At 51.1% G+C, this 16,368-nt stretch carries 19 protein-coding genes; 9 read left to right on the plus strand and 10 right to left on the minus strand.

All coding sequences use genetic code 11. The annotated features are described in order from the left end of the window. Positions 1-28: 28 nt before the first annotated feature. The 4 genes from rnt to nemR form a co-directional block, all read right to left on the minus strand. Positions 29-676 (minus strand): ribonuclease T, encoded by a 648-nt coding sequence (rnt, locus tag FQZ95_RS23050; protein ID WP_001282281.1) that lies wholly within the window; start codon positions 674-676, stop codon positions 29-31. Positions 677-778: 102 nt separating this feature from the next. After that, on the minus strand, positions 779-1,186 hold the full coding sequence (gloA, locus tag FQZ95_RS23055) for a lactoylglutathione lyase (RefSeq protein WP_001237796.1): 408 nt from the start codon (positions 1,184-1,186) through the stop codon (positions 779-781). Between the two features lie 80 nt (positions 1,187-1,266). After that, positions 1,267-2,364: an N-ethylmaleimide reductase gene (gene nemA, locus FQZ95_RS23060; RefSeq protein WP_039021260.1), complete on the minus strand. Its 1,098-nt coding sequence runs from the start codon at positions 2,362-2,364 to the stop codon at positions 1,267-1,269. Between the two features lie 36 nt (positions 2,365-2,400). After that, positions 2,401-3,000, minus strand: a complete 600-nt coding sequence (gene nemR, locus FQZ95_RS23065; RefSeq protein WP_105271116.1) for a DNA-binding transcriptional regulator NemR — start codon at positions 2,998-3,000, stop codon at positions 2,401-2,403. 102 nt (positions 3,001-3,102) lie between these two features. Here nemR and FQZ95_RS23070 point away from each other — a divergent pair, with 102 nt between their 5' ends. From FQZ95_RS23070 to sodC, 3 genes are all read left to right on the plus strand, one after another. Further along, positions 3,103-3,342 (plus strand): DUF1289 domain-containing protein, encoded by a 240-nt coding sequence (locus FQZ95_RS23070; protein ID WP_000840481.1) that lies wholly within the window; start codon positions 3,103-3,105, stop codon positions 3,340-3,342. A gap of 48 nt (positions 3,343-3,390) precedes the next feature. After that, entirely contained in the window at positions 3,391-4,287 is an 897-nt protein-coding gene (locus tag FQZ95_RS23075; RefSeq protein WP_000250656.1) for an aldo/keto reductase, read from the plus strand. An 80-nt stretch (positions 4,288-4,367) separates the two neighbouring features. Beyond that, positions 4,368-4,889: a superoxide dismutase [Cu-Zn] SodC gene (gene sodC, locus FQZ95_RS23080; protein WP_160530737.1), complete on the plus strand. Its 522-nt coding sequence runs from the start codon at positions 4,368-4,370 to the stop codon at positions 4,887-4,889. On the opposite strand, the gene FQZ95_RS23085 is transcribed toward sodC, so the two are convergent. Genes FQZ95_RS23085 through FQZ95_RS23095 form a run of 3 tightly spaced genes read right to left on the minus strand, consistent with a single transcriptional unit; the run spans position 4,890 to position 7,998 of the window. Continuing rightward, positions 4,890-6,902 carry an FUSC family protein gene (locus tag FQZ95_RS23085; protein WP_160530738.1) on the minus strand — a complete coding sequence of 671 codons (2,013 nt, stop codon included), beginning with the start codon at positions 6,900-6,902 and terminating at the stop codon, positions 4,890-4,892. Beyond that, the gene (locus FQZ95_RS23090) at positions 6,902-7,759 is read right to left on the minus strand and encodes an efflux RND transporter periplasmic adaptor subunit (protein ID WP_001300356.1); all 858 of its coding nucleotides are present in this window, start codon (positions 7,757-7,759) and stop codon (positions 6,902-6,904) included. Before FQZ95_RS23090 ends, FQZ95_RS23085 begins: the two co-directional genes overlap by 1 nt. A 2-nt stretch (positions 7,760-7,761) precedes the next feature. Continuing rightward, positions 7,762-7,998 carry a DUF1656 domain-containing protein gene (locus FQZ95_RS23095; RefSeq protein WP_000670999.1) on the minus strand — a complete coding sequence of 79 codons (237 nt, stop codon included), beginning with the start codon at positions 7,996-7,998 and terminating at the stop codon, positions 7,762-7,764. A gap of 200 nt (positions 7,999-8,198) precedes the next feature. Between FQZ95_RS23095 and slyA the strand changes: the two genes are divergently transcribed. Continuing rightward, positions 8,199-8,633: a transcriptional regulator SlyA gene (slyA, locus tag FQZ95_RS23100; RefSeq protein ID WP_000445640.1), complete on the plus strand. Its 435-nt coding sequence runs from the start codon at positions 8,199-8,201 to the stop codon at positions 8,631-8,633. A 46-nt stretch (positions 8,634-8,679) separates the two neighbouring features. Here the strand turns inward: slyA and slyB are convergent, their stop codons facing one another. Beyond that, a complete protein-coding gene (gene slyB, locus FQZ95_RS23105) occupies positions 8,680-9,147 on the minus strand; it encodes an outer membrane lipoprotein SlyB (RefSeq protein WP_000597196.1) in 468 nt (155 codons plus the stop codon). Positions 9,148-9,420: 273 nt separating this feature from the next. Here slyB and anmK point away from each other — a divergent pair, with 273 nt between their 5' ends. From anmK to pdxY, 5 genes are all read left to right on the plus strand, one after another. Next, a complete protein-coding gene (gene anmK / locus FQZ95_RS23110; RefSeq protein WP_160530740.1) occupies positions 9,421-10,530 on the plus strand; it encodes an anhydro-N-acetylmuramic acid kinase in 1,110 nt (369 codons plus the stop codon). 97 nt (positions 10,531-10,627) lie between these two features. Then, positions 10,628-10,957, plus strand: coding sequence for a C-type lysozyme inhibitor (mliC, locus tag FQZ95_RS23115; RefSeq protein WP_000061974.1), 330 nt, complete (start codon positions 10,628-10,630; stop codon positions 10,955-10,957). 58 nt (positions 10,958-11,015) lie between these two features. Then, on the plus strand, positions 11,016-11,672 hold the full coding sequence (gene pdxH, locus FQZ95_RS23120) for a pyridoxamine 5'-phosphate oxidase (RefSeq protein WP_001282319.1): 657 nt from the start codon (positions 11,016-11,018) through the stop codon (positions 11,670-11,672). A gap of 128 nt (positions 11,673-11,800) precedes the next feature. Next, positions 11,801-13,075 (plus strand): tyrosine--tRNA ligase, encoded by a 1,275-nt coding sequence (gene tyrS / locus FQZ95_RS23125; protein ID WP_001295400.1) that lies wholly within the window; start codon positions 11,801-11,803, stop codon positions 13,073-13,075. A 61-nt stretch (positions 13,076-13,136) separates the two neighbouring features. Continuing rightward, the gene (gene pdxY / locus FQZ95_RS23130; RefSeq protein ID WP_001302086.1) at positions 13,137-13,997 is read left to right on the plus strand and encodes a pyridoxal kinase PdxY; all 861 of its coding nucleotides are present in this window, start codon (positions 13,137-13,139) and stop codon (positions 13,995-13,997) included. A 43-nt stretch (positions 13,998-14,040) separates the two neighbouring features. On the opposite strand, the gene gstA is transcribed toward pdxY, so the two are convergent. Then, on the minus strand, positions 14,041-14,646 hold the full coding sequence (gene gstA, locus FQZ95_RS23135; RefSeq protein WP_105271119.1) for a glutathione transferase GstA: 606 nt from the start codon (positions 14,644-14,646) through the stop codon (positions 14,041-14,043). 105 nt (positions 14,647-14,751) lie between these two features. Beyond that, complete coding sequence (dtpA, locus tag FQZ95_RS23140; protein WP_000100942.1) at positions 14,752-16,254, minus strand: dipeptide/tripeptide permease DtpA; 1,503 nt, start codon at positions 16,252-16,254, stop codon at positions 14,752-14,754. Between the last annotated feature and the right edge of the window lie 114 nt (positions 16,255-16,368).

Genomic DNA, 16,368 nt, shown 5'->3' on the forward strand with positions numbered 1-16,368 from the left:
CATTGCATGTCATCAGGCATCGACTCGATTACACCTCTTCGGCGGCAGGTAGCGGCCAGCCTCCCAGACGTTTCCAGCGGTTGACGATTTCACAAAACAGCACAGCAGTGCGTTCGGTGTCGTACAGCGCGGAGTGCGCCTGGGTGCTGTCGAAGTCCATGCCAGCGGTCTGGCAAGCCTTTGACAATACGGTTTGTCCGAGTGCCAGCCCGGCTAGTGCAGCAGTGTCAAAAGTGGCGAAAGGGTGGAACGGGTTACGTTTCAGTGAGGCGCGTTCTGCGGCGGCCATCATAAAGCTGTGATCGAAATTGGCGTTGTGCGCCACCATAATGGCGCGGTTACAGCCGCTCGCTTTAATGCCTTTACGTACAACTTTAAAAATTTCGTGCAGCGCCTCGTATTCGCTGACCGCGCCGCGATCGGGATCGTTCGGGTCAATGCCGTTGAAGGCGAGGGCCTCTGGCTGCAAATTTGCGCCGACAAATGGTTCGACGTGGAAATGTAATGTGGTGTCCGGCATCAGCCAGCCTTGTTCATCCATTTTCAGGGTGATGGCGGCAATCTCAAGCAGCGCATCGGTTTTGGCGTTAAATCCAGCTGTTTCAACATCGATCACAACAGGATAAAAACCACGAAAACGGTCGCACAGACCGGTAAGTTGAGCGTTATCGGACATCTGATTCTCTTAATACGGATAAATTGCAGCGCGCATTATGACAAATATTACTTGTCGATGCAGTAAAGATGCGGGCGCGATGAATTCACGCCCGGCAGGAGATTAGTTGCCCAGACCGCGACCGGCGTCTTTTTCTTCGATTAATTCAATTTTGTAGCCGTCCGGATCTTCCACAAACGCGATAACCGTAGTGCCGCCTTTTACCGGACCCGCTTCACGGGTGACGTTACCGCCGTTCTGACGGATTTTTTCGCACGCTTCAGCGGCGTTATCTACGCTAAGCGCGATGTGACCATAAGCAGTGCCGAGTTCGTATTTATCCACGCCCCAGTTGTAGGTCAGTTCAATCACCGCTTCTTCGGTTTCCGGGCCATAGCCAACAAACGCCAGTGAGTATTTGTATTCCGGGTTTTCGCTGGTACGCAGCAGTTTCATGCCCAGTACTTTGGTATAAAAATCGATGGAGCGTTGCAGATCGCCAACGCGCAGCATGGTATGAAGAAGACGCATCTTTATATCCTCAAAATGGCTAACAGATTCAAAATGTTGTTTTAGTATAGCGGCGGCTTTGCGCCGCTCGCAATGTTGGATTACAGCGTCGGGTAATCGGTATAGCCTTCCGCGCCGCCACCGTAGAAACTTTCGGCACGCTGTGGGTTAAGCTCAGCTTTGCGCTGCAAGCGGGCAACCAAATCCGGGTTCGCAATCCAGTCACGACCAAATGCCACCGCATCAATCAATCCTTTGCCGATCAACGTTTCGGCTTTTTCTACCGTGTAGGCACCTGCGCCGATAATCGGACCGTGGAAACGGGCGCGTACTTTTTCGCGGAACGCGTCAGTATACGGTTGGCCTCCCGCCCAGTCCGGTTCGGACATATGCAGGTAAGCTATGCCACGTTTGCCCAGTTGTTCAATCAGATACAGTGCATCGGCTTCTTCATTTGGGCCATTATCCGTGTTCTGGAAAGTACCGATTGGCGAAACACGAATGCCAATGCGGTCGGCTCCCCATTCTTCAATCCCGGCATCGACCACTTCCAGCACCAGACGTGCGCGATTTTCCACGCTGCCGCCGTACTGATCGGTACGATGGTTTGAAGAAGGAGAAAGGAACTGATGCAGTAAATAACCGTGAGCAGAGTGTAGCTCCACCAGATCAAACCCAGCTTCACGGGCGTTAGCGATGGCCTGGCGGAAATCATTGACGATGCCCGGAATCTCTTCCCGTTCCAGTGCACGTGGCATGGATGTTTCAACGCGGATCGCCTGACCTTTTTCATCGCGCAGAGAAGTACGCGTTCCCGCGCTAAGTGCAGAAGGCGCTACCGGTGCCTGACCGCCAGGCTGCAGGCTGGCGTGAGAAATTCGCCCCGTGTGCCAAAGCTGCACGGCCATGTGACCATTTTCAGCATGGACTCCCGCGGTGATTTTTTTCCATGCGGCAATTTGCTCCGGGCTATGGATGCCAGGCGCACCGGCATATCCTTTTGCCTGGGCAGAAATTTGCGTGGCTTCGCTAATAATCAAACCGGCACTGGCTCGTTGGCGATAGTATTCCGCCATCAACGGGGTAGGGATGTCACCCGGTTCAATACTGCGCAGACGCGTCAGCGGTGCCATAAAAATACGGTTTGCCGCCGTGATCGCGCCCACTTTCAGTGGGGAATACAGTTTTTCAGATGACATAAAGGCTCCCGGTGGTCTGGTGATAAAAAATGCCTGCTAAACGGCAGGCGTCGCAATAATGGTTTTTACATGGGCCAGCGCGTTTTCCAGTGGCTCGAAACTGCGCGAAATTTTGGCCTGCAAATTCGCGCCAAGCCACAGTGCGTAAAGCACTTGTGCCTGTTGCAGCGGTTCGCCACAAAAGGTTAAACAATGGTTCTCACGGCCATTTTCCAGCGCCTGAGAGAGCAGGGCGATTACGCCGCGAGCCCCTTTATCCATCGCGCTGCGCATATCTTCTGACAGATCGCACACTTCGGCAGAGAGTTTTACTGTCAGGCAACCACTGATGGTTCCATGTTGGCAAAACTGGTTCAGTGTTTGCTGGTAATAAGCCAGTATGCGGTCGCGGTAGTTACCTTCGCCGGATTGCAGCAACTCCGTCAGTCGCTGGTGATATGCGGCGTAATGGCGCTCAAGCATGGCAACGCCAAACGCTTCTTTAGAGTGAAAGTAGTGATAGAAGGACCCTTTCGGCACTTCAGCCGTTTTTAGTAATTCGCTTAGCCCCATCCCGGTGAATCCACGTTGCAAGCAAAGTTGCTCGCCCGTCGCCAGGAGATGTTCGCGAGTATCATGTTCGGTGTGTTTGTTCATGTGTTGGAGTGTAGTAGACCAGTCGGTCTAGTGCAAGCAAAGTTGCTACTTTGGGCATTAACAGCTTCAATAGTGGTAATAATCTTATCTGAGGAGGGCGAAGTGGCGGAGCAATTAGAGTTCTTTCCCGTCCAGAGCCCGTGCCGGGGAATTTGCCAGTCTGACGAACGCGGATTTTGTCGCGGCTGCTTTCGCAGTCGGGATGAGCGTTTTAACTGGAATAAAATGAGCGATGGCGAAAAACAAGAGGTACTGCGCCTTTGTCGGCAGCGGTTAATGCGCAAATTACGTGCAAATAAGCCAGCGTCATCAGACGAACCGGAGCAACCATCACTCTTTTGAGCCTAATCTTGCGTATACTCCTCTCATATCTGATAAGAGGAAGCGATTATGGTTCAGCGTATTACTATTGCGCCGCAAGGCCCGGAGTTTTCCCGTTTTGTGATGGGCTACTGGCGATTGATGGACTGGAATATGTCCGCCCGCCAGCTGGTCAGTTTTATTGAAGAGCATCTGGATCTCGGCGTGACCACCGTGGACCATGCTGATATTTATGGTGGCTATCAGTGCGAAGCGGCGTTTGGCGAGGCGCTGAAACTGGCACCTCATCTGCGTGAACGGATGGAAATTGTCAGCAAATGCGGTATCGCGACGACCGCGCGTGAAGAAAATGTCATTGGTCATTATATTACTGACCGCGATCACATCATTAAGAGCGCCGAACAGTCGCTGATTAATCTCGCGACCGATCATCTGGATCTGCTGTTAATCCACCGACCAGACCCGTTAATGGATGCCGATGAAGTGGCAGACGCGTTTAAGCATCTGCATCAGAGCGGCAAAGTGCGTCATTTTGGCGTATCGAACTTTACGCCTGCGCAATTTGCGCTGTTGCAATCACGTCTGCCGTTTACCCTTGCCACTAATCAGGTGGAAATATCCCCGGTGCATCAGCCGTTACTGTTGGATGGCACGCTCGACCAACTGCAGCAACTGCGTGTTCGTCCGATGGCGTGGTCCTGCCTTGGTGGTGGTCGTCTGTTTAATGATGATTATTTCCAGCCGCTGCGTGATGAACTGGCTGTGGTGGCGGAGGAGTTAAACGCGGGCTCTATTGAACAGGTGGTTTACGCCTGGGTTTTACGTTTACCGTCGCAGCCGCTGCCGATAATCGGCTCCGGTAAAATTGAGCGCGTGCGAGCAGCTGTTGAAGCAGAAACCCTGAAAATGACTCGCCAACAATGGTTCCGTATCCGTAAAGCGGCACTGGGTTACGACGTACCGTAAGCACTTTTAGGAATAGCCGCCGTTCAAAAATGTGTCACTGGTTTACACTTATTCAGGAATGCACAATGAACGGAGGTCCTATGAAACGTTTTAGTCTGGCTATTCTGGCGCTGGTTGTTGCTACCGGCGCGCAAGCTGCCAGTGAAAAAGTCGAGATGAACCTCGTCACGTCGCAAGGGGTTGGGCAGTCAATTGGTAGCGTCACCATTACTGAAACCGATAAAGGTCTGGAGTTTTCGCCCGATCTGAAAGCATTACCCCCCGGTGAACATGGCTTCCATATTCATGCCAAAGGAAGCTGCCAGCCAGCTACCAAAGATGGCAAAGCCACAGCCGCGGAATCCGCAGGCGGGCATCTTGATCCACAAAATACCGGTAAACATGAAGGGCCAGAAGGTGCCGGACATTTAGGCGATCTGCCTGCACTGGTAGTCAATAATGACGGCAAAGCAACCGATGCCGCCATCGCGCCTCGTCTGAAATCACTGGATCAAGTCAAAGATAAAGCGCTGATGATCCACGTTGGTGGCGATAATATGTCCGATCAACCTAAACCGCTGGGCGGTGGCGGTGAACGCTATGCCTGCGGTGTAATTAAGTAATTAAGAGGCCAGCGTACCTTGCGGCGGTGCTTGCTCAAGTTGCGAAAGCGAGCAGTACAGCCGCCAGACAATTGCCGCCAGCTCCTGGGCGGCAGGTTGATGATGACGGGCAAGGCTGTCGCAAATCCGCTGTAATTCTGCAAGTGTGGCCGCCAGTGACTTTTGCTGAACGCCACGCTCACTCATCACTCCACGCAACAATGAAATACAGTTATCCCGTACTCGCGATAACGGATCGGAACGCGAATCCCATTCGCGCAATTGCCAGACAACATGAGAACAGTTCAACAACACCACACCCCAGCGTAATAACCAACGGCGAGCCAGCGCATCCTGGCTGTTACTCAACTGACTGACGTGATGATAACTGAGCGATTCAAATTCGCTTTCACTCAGTGTTGGATGGCGGCTTAGTTGATCGACAAAATCCCGGCGCAGCGCGTGAATATGACGACGGCTTTTACGAGCATCCGACCCTGGACGCAAAATGGCGAACGCTAACCACGCCAACGCGACGCCAACGATTTTTGCCAAATTATCGTTAAGAAAATCAGCAAAATCATACACCGGAGGATTAGTGACAGCGATAAACGACCCCATAAATACAATCAGTTGCCCCCACAGTGCGGCAAATTTGGGCATCTGCAATTTAAGAAGCTGCATCGTCGCCAGCAGTGGAAAGAGAAACAGTAAAAATTGCCACAGATCGCTAATCTGCACCATCAGGCCAAATTTGACCACAAAGCTAAATAGCGAAAGTAACACTAGCGTGCGCATTAGCAGTGACAAGGACTTAAACGGTGCCGCGACGGCGGAGTAGAGTACGCAGCTAATTGCGGCCAGCGTTAATGCATTGGCACCGGCATCCCATTGTGAAGCGATACTCCATGCGCCAATTATCATCAATGTACAAAATGTTCGTAGTCCGCTCCACATAGCTTCGGCGTTATCGGTATGACGTGCCAGGCCGGATGTCCGTGGGAGTCTGGCATGATCATCTACGCCGCTTTGCAGACGATGTAATTCCTGACTGCTTTGCAGATAAAGATGGCAAAAATAGCGTAGTCGCTGCCAGAAGGCGACGTGCCGGTAGTCGGCGACGTTGGTCGGGCGTAGCGGGGCAATAATACGTGCGACGGTGTAAAAATCTGTTTGCGAACTGGCGAGCGCGGTCAGCAACTGGTCGAGAATTTCTCGTGTGGCACCTGGCGGTGAGGGCCAGTTGAGCAACATACGTCGCAGGCTGGAGATGACACTGGTCATACGTAATTGCTGGTGGAGCAGCGCATTAAGGCGTGCGTTTTGCTGGCGAAAACGATAGTGGCTCCAGAAAGCCTGGATACGCAGCAAATTCATGGTCAGTATCTGCCCAATCACCCCCTCATGTGCTGCACGAATGGCATCGGTTGTTTCAGGCTGCCAGAGTAAACTGGCATGTTCCAGCAATCGGGCGTGCATGTTTTTCAATGCGGTTAAAAGGGCTGTAGCATCGGAACTGCTAGGCAGGATCATCATCATCATGCCGCCGCACAAAATACCGACAATCACCTCGCAAACGCGCGCCTGAGCGATATCCCACAGCTGGCTGGCCTCAGTAATATTAACCATCGGAAAGGCGATGATGGCAGCCGTGTAGCCCGCCAGTTGAAATGCATACGCGACGTTATTCGTGAAGTGCGCACAGGCCCAGGTACAAAAGCCAAGCCACGCCGACATACTCAATAGAAAAAACCAAGGTTCGTTGAGCGTATGTCCGGCAAGAATCAGTGCTGCAATGGCTCCCAGCAAACTGCCAGCGATGCGTCCGAGGCTTTTGCTGATGACACCGCCAACGGTGGGAAAGCTAACCACGGCAGCCGAGGTCATCGCCCAATAGGGCTCATCAAGATTCAAATAATAGGCAATCGTCAGCGCCAGACACATGGCAATGGTATTGCGTAACGCATAACGCCATTGCGCCAGCGTGGCCCTGAACCAGGGCAAATTGCGCAAGGACCATGACGATGCACTCATTATTGACCTACGGCAATGCTACAGGTGGTGCCCGACACCAGCGTGACATCGCCTGGGACTTTATCCAGCGCAAAGCGGACCGGAACACGTTGGGCGAGGCGAACCCAGGGGACGTTAGGTTTCACATCCGGAATAAGGCTTGAGTCACTTTCAACGCTCTGATCATAAATCGCCCGACCGATACTGGAAACGTGACCCTGTAACGTTTTGTTGTCACTATAAAGGGTAATTTGTGCTGGTGCCCCTTCACGGATATGGCGCAATTTGGTTTCTTCAAAATAACCAATGACGTAAAACGAGTGGCTGTCGACAAGGGCAAACAGCGGTTTCCCGGTGTCAGCGTAATCGCCGATGCGGGTAGTGAGGTTAGTCACCCATCCACTCACCGGGGCGCGAATTTCCGTTTGCGCCAGTTGCCATTGTGCCTGTTTCAGCGTCGCCTGTGCGGCATCAACACTGGCCTGCATCGCTTTAACATTGAGGTTAGCGGTATCGAGTTCTTCGGCAGAAATAAAATTTTGTGAGAGATGACGACGACGATTCGCTTCGTTATTGGCTTTTGCGAGGTCAGATTGCGCTTTCGCCAGCTGAGCCTGTGCGTTCAGCTCGGCGATCTGAAAGGGCGTTTTATCGATCGTGAGCAGAAGATCCCCCGCGTTAACCAGTTGGTTGTCTTTTATATTCAGCTCAACAATACGTCCCGACACCTGAGGGGTGATAGAAACCTGTTCTGCGCGTATTTTCCCGTCGCGTGTCCACGGAGATTGCATGTAATAATTCCACAGCCACCATCCGGCAAGAACCGCAACTACCGCTACAATGATTGTTGAGAAATACTTAATTGTTTTAATTGACATAGTTACCACGCAATCAGTATTGCCAGGGAAAGGCAAACGCAAATCGCAAACAGCGATAAATCCATTAACAAGGGATGCCAGATGTCACCGGCGTAGATCCAGCCACGAAGCAGGCGGTGTACGACAAGCCAGATGACGAATCCAAACGCGAAGGCTTTGAAAAATGGAGGAAAGTAGACGGACGCACCGAACACCAGATCTTGTAAGGGCAATCCTGTTGCATTGAGCATAAACTTCACAAAGTAGATTCCTTTACGACCGAATATATTGCGTTAGATTAATAAATATTCTTTAAGTGCGAAAAATTTACGCGCAATTTCTGAAAAATATGTCTGACGGTAACCAAATGCAGCAATACATTTGTTTTAGCAATACAATTGCTGCACACTATTCTAAAAGCCGCATAATATCTTAGCAAGCTAATTATAAGGAGATGAAATTGGAATCGCCACTAGGTTCTGATCTGGCACGGTTGGTGCGCATATGGCGTGCTCTGATAGACCATCGCCTGAAACCGCTGGAGTTAACACAAACCCATTGGGTTACGTTACACAATATCCATCAGTTACCTCCAGACCAGTCGCAAATTCAACTGGCAAAAGCGATTGGCATCGAGCAGCCATCACTGGTCCGTACTCTGGACCAACTGGAAGAAAAAGGGTTAATTTCGCGTCAAACTTGTGCCAGCGATCGTCGGGCTAAACGTATTAAACTGACGGAAAAGGCAGAGCCGCTGATCAGCGAAATGGAAGCTGTTATTAACAAAACCCGCGCGGAAATTTTACATGGCATCTCCGCAGAGGAACTGGAACAACTGATTAAGCTCATCGCAAAACTTGAGCATAATATCATTGAGTTACAGGCCAAAGGGTGAAATAAAGGGGGCGTGTGGTCAGTAACCTGACCACACGCAAACTTATTTAGCGCGGGGAAACGGTCACCTGACTGCCATTGCTGGCCAGTACGACACGTTGGCCCGGAGAGAAACGAGTGTTGCCTTGTTTCTGTACCACCATGATGGTATTACCATCGTCTTTACGAATTTCCAGCTCGACACCCTGCGTTTTGTTCATTGCACTCTGTACGCCCTGACCGGCTACGCCACCTGCAACAGCGCCTGCAGCAGTAGCCAGAGAACGCCCGGTTCCGCCACCAACAGTATTCCCCAGGAAACCACCAAGAACAGCACCGCCAATTGCGCCGATAACGTTGGAATCATCACCGCCCTGAATCTGTACCGGACGTACGTTAACGATGGTGCCATAGCTGACATTCTGTACTTGTTTCGCTTCAGAAGCGGTATAAACATCCCCTGACAGGGTGTCGTTATTAACACAACCGACAAGAGACAGACCTACCATTGAAACAACCAATACGCGTTTAATCATTGAAAAATCTCCTGTTCACCATGAAACGCCACGCAAGCATCCCTCATGGTCAAAGTATATGGCATATGTGAATCCATGGTTACATGTTCTACCAAATATGAGCAAATCATAATGAAAGTAGGATCAACCAATTATAAACAAAACATTCATGATGATTATTGATTTGAAGATAATGTTTTACTACCAACGGTAAAAATCGGTCATTCCGCATAGTATTCACGAAAAGTTTATGTTTGAGTGGTGCGCAAACGTCAGATTGAAAAAGGATGAACTATGAAATCGGGCCGCTTTATTGGCGTTATGTCAGGCACCAGCCTTGATGGTGTTGATGTTGTGTTGGCGACAATTGATGAACACCGGGTCGCACAGCTGGCAAGTTTGAGCTGGCCGATCCCGGTGTCTCTGAAACAGGCTGTACTGGATATTTGCCAGGGCCAGCAGCTTACACTTTCGCAGTTTGGACAGCTTGATACTCAACTCGGGCGACTTTTTGCTGATGCGATCAATGCCTTGCTTAAGGAACAAAACCTGCAGGCGAGAGATATCGTTGCGATCGGCTGTCACGGTCAAACCGTCTGGCATGAACCGACGGGCGTGGCACCACACACTTTACAGATTGGCGATAACAATCAAATTGTGGCACGCACCGGAATTACGGTTGTCGGTGATTTTCGCCGTCGCGATATTGCCTTGGGAGGACAAGGCGCACCGCTGGTACCTGCGTTCCATCATGCGCTGCTGGCTCATCCAACCGAGCGACGAATGGTGCTCAATATTGGTGGCATCGCCAATCTGTCACTGCTCATTCCTGGGCAGCCGGTAGGGGGCTACGATACCGGCCCTGGTAACATGCTGATGGATGCCTGGATCTGGCGTCAGGCAGGTAAACCTTACGATAAAGATGCCGAGTGGGCACGGGCGGGTAAAGTCATTCTCCCACTGCTGCAAAATATGCTCAGCGACCCGTATTTCTCGCAACCTGCACCGAAAAGCACCGGACGCGAATACTTTAACTACGGCTGGCTGGAGCGCCATTTGCGCCATTTTCCGGGTGTTGATCCCCGTGATGTACAGGCGACACTGGCAGAACTCACCGCCGTGACCATTTCTGAACAAGTTTTGTTGAGCGGTGGCTGCGAACGATTGATGGTATGTGGTGGAGGAAGTCGTAATCCGCTACTCATGGCGCGTCTGGCGGCATTACTGCCAGGCATAGAAGTCACCACCACCGATGCCGTTGGCATTAGTGGCGATGACATGGAAGCATTGGCTTTCGCCTGGCTTGCCTGGCGGACGCTGGCGGGATTACCAGGAAATCTGCCTTCCGTCACTGGCGCAAGCCAGGAGACGGTACTGGGGGCTATTTTCCCCGCTAACCTGTGATATCAGAGTTAACTGAATTTTTCTTACCGCGTCTGCCGTTACACTTGGAACGTTAGGGAGGGCGTATTGCCCTCCAGACCAGGAAAGTCTTCGGGATATGTCTATGAAAAAACTGTTACTGATCTGTTTGCCGGTCCTTCTCACCGGCTGTAGCGCGTTCAATCAACTGGTTGAGCGCATGCAAACCGATACGCTGGAATACCAGTGTGATGAAAAACCGTTGACGGTCAAACTGAATAATCCGCGCCAGGAAGTCAGTTTTGTTTACGATAATCAACTACTGCATCTCAAACAGGGCATTTCTGCGTCTGGTGCACGTTACACCGACGGGATCTATGTTTTCTGGTCGAAAGGCGAGGAAGCGACTGTCTATAAACGCGACCGCATCGTCTTGAATAACTGTCAGTTACAAAATCCACAGCGTTGAGATTTTTCCAGGGGCGGCGCACAATAGCGTCACCCACTGACAATCCGTAAAGAAAACCATGTCTGATAACGACGAATTGCAGCAAATCGCGCATCTGCGCCGTGAATACACCAAAGGCGGATTACGCCGCCGCGATCTTCCCGCCGATCCATTAACCCTTTTTGAACGCTGGCTCTCTCAGGCGTGTGAAGCCAAACTGGCGGACCCTACCGCGATGGTGGTCGCTACCGTGGATGAACATGGTCAGCCTTATCAGCGCATCGTTTTACTCAAACATTACGACGAAAAAGGCATGGTGTTTTACACTAACCTCGGCAGCCGTAAAGCACATCAAATCGAAAATAATCCGCGCGTTAGCCTGCTGTTCCCGTGGCATACCCTTGAGCGCCAGGTGATGGTGATCGGTAAAGCGGAACGACTTTCGACTCTCGAAGTGATGAAATATTTTCATAGTCGCCCCCGTGATAGCCAGATTGGTGCATGGGTTTCGAAGCAGTCCAGTCGCATTTCTGCCCGCGGTATCCTTGAAAGTAAATTCCTGGAGCTGAAGCAGAAGTTTCAACAGGGCGAAGTGCCATTGCCGAGTTTTTGGGGCGGTTTTCGCGTCAGCCTTGAACAGATTGAGTTCTGGCAGGGCGGTGAGCATCGCCTGCATGACCGCTTTTTGTACCAGCGTGAAAATGATGCGTGGAAGATTGATCGTCTTGCCCCCTGAAAAGATGCAAAAATCTTGCTTTAATCGCTGGTACTCCTGATTCTGGCACTTTATTCTATGTCTCTTTCGCATCTGGCGAAAAGTCGTGTACCGGCAAAGGTGCAGTCGTTATATACATGGAGATTTTGATGGCAAGCAGTAACTTGATTAAACAATTGCAAGAGCGGGGGCTGGTAGCCCAGGTGACGGACGAGGAAGCGTTAGCAGAGCGACTGGCGCAAGGCCCGATCGCGCTCTATTGCGGCTTCGATCCTACCGCTGACAGCTTGCATTTGGGGCATCTTGTTCCATTGTTATGCCTGAAACGCTTCCAGCAGGCGGGCCACAAGCCGGTTGCGCTGGTAGGCGGCGCGACGGGGCTGATTGGCGACCCGAGCTTCAAAGCTGCTGAGCGTAAGCTGAACACCGAAGAAACTGTTCAGGAATGGGTGGACAAAATCCGCAAGCAGGTTGCCCCGTTCCTCGATTTCGACTGTGGAGAAAACTCTGCTATCGCGGCGAACAACTATGACTGGTTCGGCAATATGAATGTGCTGACCTTCCTGCGCGATATTGGCAAACACTTCTCCGTTAACCAGATGATCAACAAAGAAGCGGTTAAGCAGCGTCTCAACCGTGAAGATCAGGGGATTTCGTTCACTGAGTTTTCCTACAACCTGTTGCAGGGTTATGACTTTGCCTGTCTGAACAAACAGTACGGTGTGGTGCTGCAAATTGGTGGTTCTGACCAGTGGGGTAACATCACTTCTGGTATCGACCTGACCCGTCGTCTGCATCAGAATCAGGTGTTTGGCCTGACCGTTCCGCTGATCACCAAAGCAGACGGCACCAAATTTGGTAAAACTGAAGGCGGCGCAGTCTGGTTAGATCCGAAGAAAACCAGTCCGTACAAATTCTACCAGTTCTGGATCAACACTGCGGATGCCGACGTTTACCGCTTCCTGAAGTTCTTCACCTTTATGAGCATTGAAGAGATCAACGCGCTGGAAGAAGAAGATAAAAACAGTGGTAAAGCACCGCGCGCCCAGTATGTACTGGCGGAACAGGTGACACGTCTGGTTCACGGTGAAGAAGGTTTGCAGGCAGCAAAACGTATTACCGAATGTCTGTTCAGTGGTTCCTTGAGTGCGCTGAGTGAAGCGGACTTCGAACAGCTGGCGCAGGACGGCGTACCGATGGTTGAGATGGAAAAAGGTGCAGACCTGATGCAGGCGCTGGTCGATTCCGAACTGCAACCTTCCCGTGGTCAGGCGCGTAAAACTATCGCCTCCAATGCCATCACCATTAACGGTGAAAAACAGTCCGATCCTGAATACTTCTTTAAAGAAGAAGATCGTCTGTTTGGTCGTTTTACCTTACTGCGTCGCGGCAAAAAGAATTACTGTCTGATTTGCTGGAAATAATGCATTAAGTGGAAAGGGGGAGTGAGAAATCACTCCCCCTGGTTTTTATACAGGGAACATGATGAAAAATATTCTCGCTATCCAGTCTCACGTTGTTTATGGTCATGCGGGTAACAGTGCGGCAGAGTTTCCGATGCGCCGCCTGGGCGCGAATGTCTGGCCGCTGAACACCGTTCAATTTTCTAATCACACTCAATACGGCAAATGGACTGGCTGCGTGATGCCGCCCAGCCATTTAACCGAAATTGTGCAAGGCATTGCCGCCATTGATAAATTACACACCTGTGATGCCGTATTAAGTGGCTATCTGGGTTCGGCGGAGCAGGGTGAACATATCCTCGGTATCGTTCGTCAGGTGAAAGCAGCGAATCCGCAGGCGAAATATTTTTGCGATCCGGTAATGGGTCATCCGGAAAAAGGCTGCATCGTTGCACCGGGTGTCGCAGAGTTTCATGTGCGTCACGGTTTGCCTGCCAGCGATATCATTGCGCCGAATCTGGTTGAGCTGGAGATACTCTGTGAGCATCCGGTAAATAACGTCGAAGAAGCGGTTCTGGCAGCGCGTGAACTCATTGCGCAAGGGCCACAAATTGTGTTGGTTAAACACCTGGCGCGGGCTGGCTACAGCCGTGACCGTTTTGAAATGCTGCTGGTTACCGCCGATGAAGCCTGGCATATCAGCCGTCCGCTGGTGGATTTTGGTATGCGCCAACCGGTAGGTGTCGGTGATGTGACGAGCGGTTTACTGCTGGTGAAACTGCTTCAGGGGGCAACGCTGCAGGAGGCCCTGGAACATGTGACCGCTGCAGTATACGAAATCATGGTGACCACCAAAGCAATGCAGGAATATGAGCTGCAAGTGGTTGCTGCTCAGGATCGTATTGCCAAACCAGAACATTATTTCAGCGCAACAAAGCTCTGAAATATCTCATTTCGGCCCACAACAGCCTGTGGGCCGATGGCTATTACTTTAAGCCTTCCGCTGACAGCGCGTCTTGTACTTCCGGACGTTCAGCCATACGTTGCATAAATGCCGCGATGTGCTTTAACCCTTCCAGATTCAGTTTTACCGCGTATGCCCAGCGCAGAACCGTAAACAGATAGGCATCAGCAATTGTAAATCGTTGCCCGCAGATCCAGTGCTCATCCTTCAGTGCATCGTTCACATATTGCAGCTTCTTCTCCAGCTGCGCGCGAACTGTCGGTTTGTACTCTTCCGGTGTATCAGGGCGAAACAGAGGCGTGAAACCTTTATGCAGCTCGGTGGCGATGTAATTCAGCCATTCGATGGTTTTATAGCGGGAAATACTGTTTACCGGTGCCAGCAACTGGCGGTCGGGGACGCTGTCGGCAAGATACTGCATAATTGCTACGCCTTCCGTCAGCAAAGTACCATCGTCCAGCAGCAATGCAGGCACCTGTCCCTTAGGGTTAACGGCAAAGTAATCGTCACCGTTTTCGAGACGTTTTTTCATTAAATCCACACTGACGAGCGTAAAATCCTTTCCGCTCTCACGCAGGGTGATATGGGAAGCGAGAGAGCAGGCGCCCGGTTTGTAGAACAATTTCATCGGTAACTCCTTTTGTCTGTGGTTTAAAGTATGGTAGTGCGTTGCTGAACAAAAAAAAAGCCGCTAACGAAAAGTTAGCGGCTTGTAAAAGAGTTTCCCTGAATTTTACGCTACAGCAGCTTTCGCCGCTTTGTCTGCAGCGTCATCCTGCGTCATGCGGTGCAGTTTCGGCGCGGTCAGCAGCATCAGTACTGCAATAACGGCAGTAGCGACACCAATCTGCAAGAATACGCGACCATAGACTTCCAGTGACATCAGTGGATCGGTAACGTTATCCGGCACAGCCATCATACCCGCAACATAACCACCAATCAGGTTTGCACCGGCAGTGGTCAGGAACCAGCTACCCATAATGAAGCCCATCAGACGCTGCGGAACGAGTTGAGCAACCATTGCCAGACCCAGACCAGAGATCATAAGTTCCCCGATACTCTGCAGGCCATAGCTTGCGACCAGCCAGCTTACAGACACGATACCTGCGTCAGACGCGAATTTTGCACCTAGCGGCAGAATCAGGAACGCACCAGAACACATCACCATACCGATTGCAAACTTAGTTGGCATCGGCAGGGTATCGCCCATCTTGTTATAGATAGCGGCCAGAATCGGGCTACCAATGATGATCCAGAACGGGTTCAGTGCCTGATACTGCTCAGGTTCTACGGCCAGGCCCAGAATGGTGTGTTCAACGTTACGAATCGCAAAGAAGTTCAGTGACGTTGGCATCTGGCTGTACAGCACGAAGAAGATAATGGCTTCGAGCATCAGGATAAAGGCAACGATCATTTTACGACGCGCAGCACCTTTCATCGCGAAGGCTTCTTTACCGAAGATAACCACGATACCAAAGGCAACAACGCCCAGCGCCATACGCGCAACTTCCTGATTGTGCAGCAGCCAGGTGGCGATAGCGATCAGTGCCACAACACCAATAATGGTCAGCAGCAGGTTACGGTAGTTGATAGGCTCGAAGTCTGGTTTTGAACCGTACTGTTTAACCCAGCGTTGGCAGAAGGCGAAGTTAACGATAGTGATCAGCAGGCCTACAACGCTCAACGCAAACGCAACACTCCAGCCGTATTTCGCGGCCAGCCACGGGGTGGCGATCATAGAGAAGAAAGAGCCGATGTTGACGGACATGTAGTACATGGTGAATGCACCGTCCAGACGCGGGTCGTTTTTCTCATAGCATGTAGAAAGCAGAGAAGACGGGTTAGCTTTAAACAGGCCGTTACCGACCGCAATAGCCGCCATACCCATATAAACGATACCGGCGTCGTGACCAGACCAGGCAACCAGAGCATAACCAATCGCCAGCACAATAGCGCCAAGCATAATTACGCGTTTAGTACCCAGTACCTTGTCACCTAACCAGCCGCCGATAGCGACCAGACCATAAACCAGGGCACTAAAGGAAGAGAAAAGGGTGATTGAATCCGCTTCAGACATACCCAGTTGTTTAACCAGGTAAACAGCCATAATTCCTTGTAGGCCGTAATAACCAAAACGTTCCCATAACTCAATCGAGAAGATGAGATAGAACGCCTTCGGTTGTTTGAAAGCGTTCAAACTGACGCTTTCAGTTGGTTTTTGGTTTGCAGTGGACACTTTTACCTCTTTTTTTACATCCCATATTAACGGGGGTGCTTTCTCGCGTTATGCCTAAAAAACATACGCGCAATTGTTATAGTGGGAGGGGAAACGGCAGGTAATGTTCACTAT

Source organism: Escherichia sp. HH41S, from assembly GCF_009820115.1.
Lineage (GTDB): Bacteria > Pseudomonadota > Gammaproteobacteria > Enterobacterales > Enterobacteriaceae > Escherichia > Escherichia coli_F.

What these genes read in the sequence shown, in the direction of transcription:
- rnt (WP_001282281.1), bottom strand. Translation starts at nt 676, where the DNA reads ATGTCCGATAACGCTCAACTTACCGGTCTGTGCGACCGTTTTCGTGGT.
- gloA (WP_001237796.1), bottom strand. Translation starts at nt 1,186, where the DNA reads ATGCGTCTTCTTCATACCATGCTGCGCGTTGGCGATCTGCAACGCTCC.
- nemA (WP_039021260.1), bottom strand. Translation starts at nt 2,364, where the DNA reads ATGTCATCTGAAAAACTGTATTCCCCACTGAAAGTGGGCGCGATCACG.
- nemR (WP_105271116.1), bottom strand. Translation starts at nt 3,000, where the DNA reads ATGAACAAACACACCGAACATGATACTCGCGAACATCTCCTGGCGACG.
- FQZ95_RS23075 (WP_000250656.1), top strand. Translation starts at nt 3,391, where the DNA reads ATGGTTCAGCGTATTACTATTGCGCCGCAAGGCCCGGAGTTTTCCCGT.
- sodC (WP_160530737.1), top strand. Translation starts at nt 4,368, where the DNA reads ATGAAACGTTTTAGTCTGGCTATTCTGGCGCTGGTTGTTGCTACCGGC.
- FQZ95_RS23085 (WP_160530738.1), bottom strand. Translation starts at nt 6,902, where the DNA reads ATGAGTGCATCGTCATGGTCCTTGCGCAATTTGCCCTGGTTCAGGGCC.
- FQZ95_RS23090 (WP_001300356.1), bottom strand. Translation starts at nt 7,759, where the DNA reads ATGTCAATTAAAACAATTAAGTATTTCTCAACAATCATTGTAGCGGTA.
- slyB (WP_000597196.1), bottom strand. Translation starts at nt 9,147, where the DNA reads ATGATTAAACGCGTATTGGTTGTTTCAATGGTAGGTCTGTCTCTTGTC.
- anmK (WP_160530740.1), top strand. Translation starts at nt 9,421, where the DNA reads ATGAAATCGGGCCGCTTTATTGGCGTTATGTCAGGCACCAGCCTTGAT.
- mliC (WP_000061974.1), top strand. Translation starts at nt 10,628, where the DNA reads ATGTCTATGAAAAAACTGTTACTGATCTGTTTGCCGGTCCTTCTCACC.
- pdxH (WP_001282319.1), top strand. Translation starts at nt 11,016, where the DNA reads ATGTCTGATAACGACGAATTGCAGCAAATCGCGCATCTGCGCCGTGAA.
- tyrS (WP_001295400.1), top strand. Translation starts at nt 11,801, where the DNA reads ATGGCAAGCAGTAACTTGATTAAACAATTGCAAGAGCGGGGGCTGGTA.
- pdxY (WP_001302086.1), top strand. Translation starts at nt 13,137, where the DNA reads ATGAAAAATATTCTCGCTATCCAGTCTCACGTTGTTTATGGTCATGCG.
- gstA (WP_105271119.1), bottom strand. Translation starts at nt 14,646, where the DNA reads ATGAAATTGTTCTACAAACCGGGCGCCTGCTCTCTCGCTTCCCATATC.